This window comes from Streptomyces sp. P5F9 (assembly GCF_057961495.1).
Genome location: NZ_JBXVPZ010000329.1, coordinates 1 through 10866, shown reverse-complemented (window position 1 = coordinate 10866; position 10866 = coordinate 1). Strand labels below are relative to the sequence as shown.

Below are 10866 nucleotides of genomic sequence, written 5' to 3'. Positions count from 1 at the left end.
CCCGACAACTCCCCTCCCAGAAACTCCCGCTCGCCTCGTTGACACACCATCACCACGCGCGTTTCACTCGACACTCGTGCATGGCAACGTTGTCAGGCCGTGGGAGCGACCAGGAACTGTTGCCTGTCGCCGGCGTGCCGGTGTTCTCCGGTGCGCCGCCACCTGATCTGCGAAGCACGAACCGCTGCGGAGGCGACCGATGGTGAGACCCCGACGTTCAGCCGTGCCACGTGACCGCAACAGATTCCGTCAACGCCTCGCCGTGGTCTGCGTGTTGGGCCTGGCCGCCCTTCCGCTCACGGCGATCGGCAGCGCCCAGGCCGCGAGCGCCGCGACGCCCGCCCTCGTGACCGACCCCGCGTCCCTCGTCAACCCCCTCATCGGCACCTCCGGTGCGGTGGACACCTTCCCCGGCCCGGACATGCCGGCCGGCATGGTGCAGTGGGGTCCCGACACGACGCCCAACCGCCCTGACGGCGGCGGCTACGAGTACAACGACACCAAGCTCTCCGGCTTCAGCCTCACCCACGTCTCGGGACCCGGCTGTCCCGTCGCCGGCGATCTGCCGATCCTGCCCGTGACCGGTTCGCTGTCGGGCGACCTCGGCAGTACGTCCGTCGGTTTCAGCCACGCCGACGAGCAGGCCGGCATCGGGAGCTACAACGTCACCGACGCGAACGGCGTCAAGACCGAGCTGACCGACACCACCCGCGCCGGTCTCGGCACCTTCACCTTCCCCACGGGTCAACAGGCCAACCTGCTCTTCAAGTTGAGCGGCGGCGCCACGCAGGTCGACGGGACCCGCGTCCAGGTGGTCAGCGACAAGGAGATCAGCGGCGCGATCGACAGCGGTCACTTCTGCGGCGCGAGCAACAGGTACACGCTGCACTTCGACATCAAGTTCGACCAGCCGTTCACCGCGAGCGGCACTTGGGTCGGCAGCACGATCAACCCCGACGCGAAGTCGCTGAAGGCCGGCAAGGCCCAACTCACCCCGCAGGCAACCGAGTCGGCGCCGCTGAAGGAGAAGCACTTCACCGTCCCGGCGAAGCCCGCCCCCACGATCCACGGGACCGGTCCACAAGCCAAGGCCAAGGCCGCCCAGCCGCCCACGACCGGCGCGAACGGCATGTACCTCACCTTCGACACCACCGCCCACCCCACCATCAGCGCGAAGGTCGGCGTCTCGTACACGAGTGACGCGGGCGCGGCGAACAACCTCGCCACCGAGATCAAGAACTGGAACGTCGGCGCCGTGGAACGGTCCAACCACGACGCCTGGAACGCCGTACTGAACAAGATCCAGGTGGGCGGCGGGTCGGCCGACCAGCAGACGCAGTTCTACACCGCGCTCTACCACGCGCTGCTGCACCCGAACGTCTTCTCGGACGACGACGGCCAGTACATGGGCATGGACAATCAGGTCCACAAACTGGCCAAGGGACAGAAGGCGCAGTACGCCAACTACTCGGGCTGGGACACCTATCGCTCCCAGACCCAGCTGATGGCGCTGGTAGAACCCAAGGTCACCGCCGACGTCGTCACCTCGATGCTCAACGGCTACGACCAGACAGGTCTGTTGCCCAAGTGGGCCTCGAACAACGGCGAGAGCTACGTCATGGTCGGTGACCCGGCCGCCGGCATCATCGCCGACGCGTACGCCTTCGGTGCGACGGGCTTCGACACCGACAAAGCACTCGCCGCTCTGCAGCACGAGGCCACCGTCCCGAACAACGACCGCCCCGGCGAGTCGGTCCGGGACGCGAAGGGCTACCTCCCGCTCGACGAGAACGACTACAACTGCTGCAACTTCTATGGACCGGTCTCCACGCAGTTGGAGTACGACTCCGCCGACTACGCCCTCGCCTCCTTCGCCAAGTCGCTGGGCAGGACGTCGGTCTACGAGAAGTTCGCCACCCGAGCCCAGGACTGGATGAACGTCTTCAACCCGCAGACCGGTTACATGCAGGCCAAGAACAAGGACGGCCAGTTCGCGGGCGGTTTCACCCCCGGCACCTCCAACGGCTTCGTCGAGGGCACCTCCGCGCAGTACACGCCGATGGTCCCCTTCAACCTGCAACAGCTCATCCAGGCCCGCGGCGGCACCAAGGCGTACTCGTCCTACCTGGACAGCCTGCTCGACGACATCACCGCCCCCGGCAACACCGACGCCGACCTCAGCAACGAGCCCAGCGTCGAGATCCCCTGGGAGTACGACTACACCGGCCAGCCCTGGAAGACGCAGGCGGCCGTCCGTGAAGCCCAGCAGAAGCTGTACTTCAACGCCCCGGTCGGCTCGTTCGGCAACGACGACCTCGGCGCGATGAGTTCCTGGTACGTCTGGTCCGAACTCGGCATGTACCCGGAGACCCCGGGCACGGACACCCTGGCGCTCGGCAGTCCGGCGTTCCCGTCCGCCAAGGTGACCTTCGGCAGCGGAAAGGCGGTGCGGATCAACGCGCCGCAGGCCGCGCCCGACGCGCCGTACGTGCAGTCGCTCGCCCTCAAGGGGCAGGCTTGGAACGCTCCATGGCTGACGTACCAGAAGTTCCAGGGCGCGGGCACGCTCGACTTCACCCTCGGCACGCAGCCCAACACGGCCTGGGCGTCCGCCCCTTCGGCGGCCCCGCCGTCGGACACCACGGGCGGCGGCCGGGTGCTGGCCGCGACCGGTCCCGCCAACGGCCTGGTGCTCCCGCCGGGTTCGGCCGGTGACGGCACGCTCGACCTGACCAACCTCGGCAGCGCGGCCGTCACGGTCGACTGGAAGGCGACGGCGCCTTCCGGCGTCACGCCGGCCCCGGCGTCCGGTTCGCTGACGGTGCCCGCCGCGGGTAGTGCCGAGGCGAAGGTCAAGGTGACGGCGGGCGCGGACGAGGGCCTGTTCCCGGTCACGTTCGCGCTGACCGACCACAACTCCGGTGCGGCGCTGGCCGGGGCGACCCTCCGGGTGGCCGTGGCCAAGGCCGGTGCGCTGTGGCCGTACAACACGAACGAGGGGATCTATCCCGACGGCGCGACCTTCTCGGGCGGTTTCGACGGCGGCGGTTGGGCCTTCTCGCAGAACGCGCTGGCGGCCGCCGGCGTCACGAGCGGCTCGCCCCTCACGGTCGACGGCATCAACTACACCTGGCCGACGGTGACTTCGGGTCAGCTGGACAACCTGGAGATGGCCGGCCAGACCATCTCGATGCCGGCCGGTACGTCGGGTGCGTCGCTGGGGCTGCTCGGTACGGCGACCAACGCGCCGACCGACGGCAGCGGTGTCTCGGGCGCGGTGACCGTCACCTACACCGACGGCACCACCTCGCAGGGGACGGTCGCCTTCCCGGACTGGACCCTCAACGGCGGTTCCAGCAAGCCGCTTCCGGGTGACACGACAGCCGCTACGACGGCCTACCGGAACACCGGGAGCGGAGGCCGGGACAGCGTGAAGACCTACGTCTTCGCCGCGAAGGTCCCGCTGGACCCGTCCAAGCAGGTCGCGTCGATAACGCTGCCGGTGACGGGCTCGACCGGAACGGATCACTTGTTCTCGTACGGCTTTGGCCAGTAGCAACTTGCCAATAGCCAAGAGTTAGTCAGCGAAGGTGGACCAGGATCCGGCCCGCGTTGGTCGGGTCCTGTTCCACGCGGGCGTAGAGCTTCTTGATGTGCTTCTGCGCCAGCACGGCCAGCACCCGCTTCTTCAGCTGCCCGGTCCCCTTGCCCGGAATGATCTGGATGGTGTCGACACCAGTCGCGGCAGCCTTGAAGAGGGTCTGCCGCAGGGCCGTGTCGATGTCGCGATCGCTGCGGAAGTAGGGGTGCAGATCCAGGGTGATCAGTGCCATCGCCTCCGAGGGGATCGTCGTACGGACGCAGCGTATGCGAGGCAGCTCCCGGGGGGCGGAGGTGTGGGGCGTTCTTTGTCTCTGGTTCTACGTCTCGGTCGTCCCGTAGCGCGAGGACCGCGCCCCGCCCCGACCCTGGGCTCGATCACATCGAGAGAGCGTCAGCTCTTCGTGGCACCGGCCGACGCCTGTCCAAGTCCCCTAGCTTGAAGAGGCGTTGTGTCCCCCTTCGGACCGAATTTCGGATCGAACCGTTCCCCGGGCAGGCAGACACAGGCGCGCCGACCGCGGCGGCTCGGAGTACGGCGGCCACCTCCACCGACGGGCCCGCCTATGTGGCGCTCGGTGACTCCTACGCCTCCGGGCCGGACTGGCCGGGGTGAAGGACAAGGGGTGCGACCGTACGACCGGCAGCTACCCCAGTCTGATCTCCGAGTTCGCCACGTCGGTGGGGCGGAACCAGACGTTCGACGACGTCACGTGCAGCGGCGCCACCAAGAACAACTACTGGAATCCCAGGGGCAGTAAGGCTCCCAGGCCGACGCGCTCACTCCCCGCACGAGGCTCGTCACCCTGACCATGGGCGGCAACGACATCGGCTTCAGCAGCGTGCTCGCCACCTGCGCCCGCGTCACCGCGACGGACCGGGAAGGCACCCCCTGCAAGCAGTACTTCATGGCGGACGGCAAGGACGTACTGGCCGACCGTATCGCCACCATGGAGGAGCGCGTCCACGATGTGCTCGCCGACATCGGGCGACGCAGTCCGCACGCCAAGGTGATCGTCGTCATGTGCCGGCCCCGCGAGGAACGATGGGTCGAGTCGCTCACCCCCGCTGCCGACACCGGGGCCGCGCACCCCAATGAGTCCGGCCAGTTCGCCATGGCCATCGCCACGCTGCGGCAGATCTACAAGCAGTAGACGACAGGCGACAGACGACGCCGGACGGACGACAGTGCCCCAAGGCGTACATCCCCAGACTGACAGGCCGCCCCGATATCCGCCGGAGGCCCGATGGCGCTCGCTCGGTCCTGCCTGCAAGGTGGCGGCCATGGGAGAACCCGGAGAACTGACTGAGCGTCATAGATGGTCCTTAGCGGGTCGGTTGGCGGCCGTCGCGGCCGTCCTGTGTCTCACCTCGGCCGCTGTCGTGCTGCTGCCCGCGTCCTCGTCCGCCGTGACGGGGCGGGGCGGCGAGACGGTGGCCGAGGGCGGTCACCCGGTCCGGATCAGCCGGACCGAGTACGGCGTCCCGCACATCCTGGCCCAGGACTTCGACGGGCTCGGGTACGGATACGGGTACGCGTTCGCGCAGGACAACGTGTGTGAACTCGCCGACCACGTGGTGACGTTGAGGGGTGAGCGGTCCCGGTTCTTCGGGCCCGACGGAGAGCCCGGCGAGGGCGAGGTGGGCGGCTCCAACCTCGCGAACGACACGTACTACGGCGGACAGCTGCGCGCGGGCACCGTCCGTCAACTGCTTGCCCAAAAGGCCCCGTTGGGCCCGACGGCGGAACTGCGCCGGATGGTCGAGGGATACGCCGCCGGGTACAACCGCTATCTCCGCGACACCGGCGTCGACCACCTGCCGGACCCGACGTGCAAGGGCAAGCCCTGGGTACGGCCGATCACCGCACTCGACCTGTGGAACGTCGTCTACGACGTCAACAGGGTGACCGCGACAGTGCCGTTGGTCCCGGACATCGGCGACGCGAAGCCTCCGACGACGACCGCCGACGGCAAGAACACGGCGGCTTCCAGCGCGACAGCCGCGACCCTTGCCACCGCCACCGCCACCGCCACCGCTCCCGACATCGGCAGCAACGGCTGGGCCCTGGGCCGTGACGCCACCCGCACCGGCAACGCCATGGTCCTCGCCAACCCCCACCTTCCCTGGGCGGTCGGCTACTTCCGTTTCTACCAAGTGCAGTTGACGATCCCCGGCACCCTGGACGTCGCCGGCGCAGGCCTCTACGGCACACCCCTGGTCGAGATCGGCCACAACAGCACCCTTGCCTGGACGCACACCGCGACCGACGCCCAGCACGCTTCCCTCTACGCGCTCAAACTCGCACCCGGCGACCCGACCAGCTACGTGCTCGACGGCAGGACCGTGGCGATGGAACGCCGTACGGTTCCGGTCACCGTCCGCGACGTGAACGGCGACCTCTCGACCGTCCAACGGACCCTGTACTCCTCGCACTTCGGGCCCGTCCTCTCGTCCGGCTGGACCTCGACGACCGCCTACGCGATCCGTGACGCCAACGCCGGCAACCTGCGCTCCATGAACACGTGGCTGGCGATGGGCAAGGCACGCAATCTCGGCCAACTCCGCGCCGCCCAGGACGAGTTCCAGGGCATTCCCTGGACCTACACCCTCGCGGCCGACACCAGCGGCGGCACGTATTTCACCGACTCCTCGGCCGTCCCGCACCTCACCGACGCCCAACTCGCGCACTGCACCCGCCCGGACGACGAGGGGCCGACCGCCCTGGACGGTTCGACGTCGGCGTGTGCCTGGGGGAGTGACCCCGACGCGCTCGTGCCCGGCATCTACGGCCCTTCGCACCAGCCGAAGTTGAGCCGCACCGACTACGTCGCCAACTCCAACAACGGCCCCCAGTACGTCAATCCGGAGGCGCAGATCACCGGCCTCCCGGGCGTGTACGACACCGACCCCCACCTCGACGGACGGGCCCAGCTCGGACTCCGCATGATCGCCCAACGCCGGGACGGTACCGACGGGTTGGGCGTACCGGGCTTCACCGAAAGCACCCTGCGCGACTCGATGCTCGGCAACCGCGTCCTGTCGGCCGAGACGGGCCGCGACGACATTGTCGACATGTGCCGCGCCCACCCGAGCCTGACGGCCACGGACGGTACGGCGGTCGACGTACGGCAGGCGTGCACGACTCTCGCCCGCTGGGACACCCGCGCCGACACCACCAGCAGGGGCATCGTGCTCTGGAGCACGTTGCATCGTGCTCTGGAGCACGTTCTACAACCGTCTCCTCGACGGCGGTCCGCCCGACACCTGGCGCCGCGTCCCCTACGACCCCGCCCAACCCCTCACCACACCAAGGGGATTCAACGGCGAGGACCCGCGCGTCCAACGTGCCCTGGCCGACGCCGTCCAGGACTTCGCGGCCCGTGACCTCCCGGTCGACGTCGAACTCGGCGCCGTACAGAAGTGGGACGGCATCCCGCTGCCCGGCTGCGACGCCGGCTGTTTCGACGTCGTGGAGGCGGGCCCCGACTCGGGCACCGGCACCCCGACCGCCGGCGCCTTCGGCAGCAGCTTCCTGATGACCGTCGAACTGACCCCCGACGGGCCGCGCGCCCACACCCTCCTCACCTACGGCCAGTCGGCGAACCCGACATCGCCCCACTTCTCGGACCAGACCCGCCTCTTCTCGCGCAAGCAATGGGTCACCGAACGGTTCACCCGGGCGGAGATCTCCGGCGACCCGGGTCTGGAGGTGACGACTCTGCGCAGGTGACAGGCGTCGACGTAGCGCGGGCCGGTCGTAACTCGGCGGCCCCGGTGTGGGGTTGACTGGTCTATACCCTTGACTGGTACATACCAATACGGTTCAGTGAGGGGCGTCATCCCCCACCACGGCCGCCCCCCCACGCCGGGACCGGTCCAACCGGCCCGTGCGCACCAAGGCTCCGCTTCGCCCTGCCCTTGGCGGGGTACGGCCGTGCTCCACAGAGGAGTTGAACCCTGTGTCGAGACGCCGCATCGCCGCAGTACTGACCGCACTCGTCCTCGGTAGCCTTACGCCCGTGGTCCTTCCCGCCGCCGGCGCGTCCGCCGCCTCCTGTTCCAGCTATCCGAACTGGGTGGCCGGCCAGTCGTACGTCACCGGCCAGATCGTCCGGTACACCGACGGCAAGGCGTACATCGCCGAGCACGACAACCCAGGCTACGACCCGGTCATCAGCACCTGGTACTGGGAGCCGTACGCCTGCGACGGCTCCGGCACGCCCGTGGGCAACTTCGTGGTGAGCGAGGCCCAGTTCAACCAGATGTTCCCGAGCCGGAACTCCTTCTACACGTACAGCGGTCTCACCGCCGCCCTCAGCGCCTACCCGGGTTTCGCGAACACCGGCAGCGACACCACGAAGAAGCAGGAGGCCGCCGCCTTCCTCGCCAACGTCAGCCATGAGACGGGCGGGCTGGTGTACATCGTCGAGCAGAACACCGCCAACTACCCGACGTACTGCGACTGGAGCCAGTCGTACGGCTGCCCGGCCGGTCAGGCCGCCTACTACGGGCGCGGTCCGCTGCAGATCAGCTGGAACTTCAACTACAAGGCGGCGGGCGACGCGCTCGGCATCGACCTGCTGGGCAATCCCTGGCTGGTGCAGAACGACTCGGCCGTGGCCTGGAAGACCGCGCTCTGGTACTGGAACACCCAGAGCGGTCCCGGCTCCATGACCCCGCACAACGCGATGGTCAACGGCGCCGGCTTCGGCCAGACCATCCGCAGCATCAACGGCTCGATCGAGTGCGACGGCAAGAGCCCCGCCCAGGTGCAGAGCCGCGTGGACGCCTACACGCGGTTCACCTCGATCCTCGGGACCAGCACCGGGGCCAACCTCTACTGCTGATCGTGCGGTACGGGCACCGGCTGGACCGTTCCAACGGCCGGTGCCCGTCCCGCCCACGCGTTCCAGGGGCGGTACGTTCCCGCAGGTCAAGACCTGTGTGAGTGTTCCAGCTTCCCGTTTCCCCCGACTGTTCTGGCGGCTGGGACGGATCGTCGCGCAAGCTGCGGTTGTTCGCAGCGAGCCCCACCACGAAACCCGGTGGCTCGCCTTCCGGCACCGCACTCAGGGGGAACCTGATCATGTCCGACACCGTTTTCCGCCGCCGTACGGCACTCCTCACCGCGACCATCGCCGCTGCCGCCTCGCTCGCACTGACCGCCTGTGGAACGGGCCAGGACACGGGGGCCAAGAGCACCCCGACCGTCGCCGCCGACAACGGCATCTCCTCGACCGCGACGCCCCAGGCGGACGCCGGGGACACCAAGGCCGCGGCCTCCGGTACGGACGCGGCCGTGACCTCGAAGTCGGGCCGCAGCAGCACCACCGCCAAGGGGTCCACCGGGTCCAAGGGGTCGACCTCCAGCATCGTCACCTGCACCGGCGCCAACACCAAGGTCACCGCGCAGACCGTGACGCGTCCGCTGAACCACATGCTGCTGACCGTCAAGAACACCGGCTCCAAGACCTGCTATCTGTACGGCTATCCGGCCGTGCGGTTCACGAACGCGCAGGCCGTGCCCCCGGTCGACGAGGACTCGCAGCCGCAGGCGGTCACCACGCTCCGCCCCGGACAGTCGGGCTACGCGGGCCTCCGCCTCTCCGCCGCCGACGGCAGCGGCACCGGCGGCTACACCGCGAAGACGCTCTCGGTGATCTTCCAGAACCGCGCGCTCGACTTCGTGGGCTCGGGCGTCAAGGTCGCACTGCCCGGCAAGGGCGTCTACATCGACAGCTCCCTGACCACCACCTACTGGCTGACCGACCCCCAGGACGCCCTCAACTAGGCAGTCCGTGCAGCGAAGTTCCCTGCCGCACAGAGAGGACGCAGGTGTGCCCAGTACATCGAACAACGTGCACCGGCGGCCCGATCCCGGGGCGCCCGCACACGAGCACTTCGAGGTGGTGTGGCACACCTCGTCCGACGGCGCGTTCAAGAGAGCGGGCGTGCTGGTCTGGGAGATCATCGGCATCGCAGTCGGCCTGCGGTCCGCCGACGAGGTGCAGCCGAGCGCCATCGAGATCCGCGCGTGCGAAGGCCCGGTCGTCGTCAGGTTCACCTACGGCGACGACCGCGAACTCGCCCGTCGGCACAGCGCGTCGGTGGAACGCCGGCTCTGGAGCTGCACGGTGGGGGAGTTCCTCGCATTCCTCCGTGAGACGGCCGCGCCCCCGGCGACGCAACCCGAATCACCGGATTCACCTCTCTTGGATACCGGATTCACCTCTCGTGGATTGCGCGTAGCCGGACCCATTCGAACCACTTGAACCAGTCGAGGAGACATCCCCCCATGTTCGACAGCTCCCCTCCGGCGGACCGGCGCCGGAGTCGCCGCGTCACGGCGCTCGCCGTTGCCGGTACGGCCCTCTCGCTCGCCGTCCCCGTCTCGGCCACGGCCGTCTCCGGCGCCGGCCGCGCCACCGCTGCCCCCGACCCGGTGTCCTCCTTCTCGTTCACCGCCCAGGAACGCGAGGACGCCCTCGCCTACTGGAGCCCGGCGCGGATCAAGGCCGTAGGAAAGTCGGTGGACCTGGGCCCGACCGGGCCGAAGACCAAGACGTGGACCGGTCCACAGCTGAAGACCGTGGGGCGGATGTTCATGGTCAACGCCGCGGGGGCCGACACCTGGTGCACGGCAGCCGTACGGTGCCTTCGCGGTGCGTACCGTCCTGACGCCGCGCACCTTCGCCGAGGAGGGCACGAACGACGTGGCCGCGATGGTCGTCGACGCAGACAAGAGCGGTCGTAGGCTCACGGACGTCGTCGGCGGAACGCCTGTCGCGTTCAACCGGGCCATCGGCGGGAAGATCTCCTCCTTCGGCTACCCCGCCACCCATCCGCAGCTCGGCGAGGAACTCCTGCGCTGTGTGGGCACGGCGAAGAAGGAGAACGGCCAGCAGGTGATCCCCTGCGACATGACCGGCGGCTCCAGCGGCGGGCCGTGGCTGGCCGACTTCAAGGAGGCCACCGGGAAGGGCACCCTCGTCTCGGTCAACAGCGGGCTGGACGGCTTCACGCCGACCAAGATGTACGGCGAGATCCTCGGTGCCACGGCCAAGACGATGTACGGGCGGGCCGAACGGGGCTGATCCCCGCGCCCGTTGAGGAGGGCTGCCCCCGCCGACAGGGGCAGCCCTGCGCCAACACCGCCAGGGGAGGTTCGATGCCGGATGCCTTGCCATGACAGGCGTGGGGTTGACCAACACTGCCGGCCCCGACACTTCCCGTTCCCCTGGCGGTAGGACCAGCTTGCGGTGG

The 10866-nt window shown here is 68.8% G+C and carries 8 protein-coding genes and 1 pseudogene; 8 read left to right on the top strand and 1 reads right to left on the bottom strand.

What is annotated here, in order from left to right; all coding sequences use genetic code 11:
- The first annotated feature begins 223 nt into the window (after positions 1 to 223).
- Complete coding sequence (locus AC31A1_RS36565; RefSeq protein ID WP_489657429.1) at positions 224 to 3556, top strand: lectin; 3333 nt, start codon at positions 224 to 226, stop codon at positions 3554 to 3556.
- 25 nt (positions 3557 to 3581) lie between these two features.
- On the opposite strand, the gene AC31A1_RS36560 is transcribed toward AC31A1_RS36565, so the two are convergent.
- On the bottom strand, positions 3582 to 3833 hold the full coding sequence (locus AC31A1_RS36560; RefSeq protein WP_033279549.1) for a Smr/MutS family protein: 252 nt from the start codon (positions 3831 to 3833) through the stop codon (positions 3582 to 3584).
- A gap of 579 nt (positions 3834 to 4412) precedes the next feature.
- Between AC31A1_RS36560 and AC31A1_RS36555 the strand changes: the two genes are divergently transcribed.
- From AC31A1_RS36555 to AC31A1_RS36525, 7 genes and pseudogenes are all read left to right on the top strand, one after another.
- Entirely contained in the window at positions 4413 to 4754 is a 342-nt protein-coding gene (locus AC31A1_RS36555) for a hypothetical protein (protein ID WP_489657428.1), read from the top strand.
- A pseudogene (locus AC31A1_RS36550) lies at positions 4696 to 7333 on the top strand (penicillin acylase family protein). Before AC31A1_RS36555 ends, AC31A1_RS36550 begins: the two are co-directional and overlap by 59 nt.
- 229 nt (positions 7334 to 7562) lie before the next feature.
- Positions 7563 to 8450 carry a glycoside hydrolase family 19 protein gene (locus AC31A1_RS36545; RefSeq protein WP_393757580.1) on the top strand — a complete coding sequence of 296 codons (888 nt, stop codon included), beginning with the start codon at positions 7563 to 7565 and terminating at the stop codon, positions 8448 to 8450.
- A gap of 239 nt (positions 8451 to 8689) precedes the next feature.
- Positions 8690 to 9394, top strand: a complete 705-nt coding sequence (locus AC31A1_RS36540; RefSeq protein WP_489657427.1) for a DUF4232 domain-containing protein — start codon at positions 8690 to 8692, stop codon at positions 9392 to 9394.
- Between the two features lie 46 nt (positions 9395 to 9440).
- Positions 9441 to 9875 (top strand): hypothetical protein, encoded by a 435-nt coding sequence (locus AC31A1_RS36535; RefSeq protein WP_489657426.1) that lies wholly within the window; start codon positions 9441 to 9443, stop codon positions 9873 to 9875.
- Positions 9876 to 9898: 23 nt separating this feature from the next.
- A complete protein-coding gene (locus AC31A1_RS36530) occupies positions 9899 to 10357 on the top strand; it encodes a hypothetical protein (protein WP_489657425.1) in 459 nt (152 codons plus the stop codon).
- The gene (locus AC31A1_RS36525) at positions 10326 to 10697 is read left to right on the top strand and encodes a trypsin-like serine peptidase (protein WP_489657424.1); all 372 of its coding nucleotides are present in this window, start codon (positions 10326 to 10328) and stop codon (positions 10695 to 10697) included. The genes AC31A1_RS36530 and AC31A1_RS36525 overlap by 32 nt, the downstream gene beginning before the upstream one ends.
- The last annotated feature ends 169 nt before the right edge of the window (positions 10698 to 10866 follow it).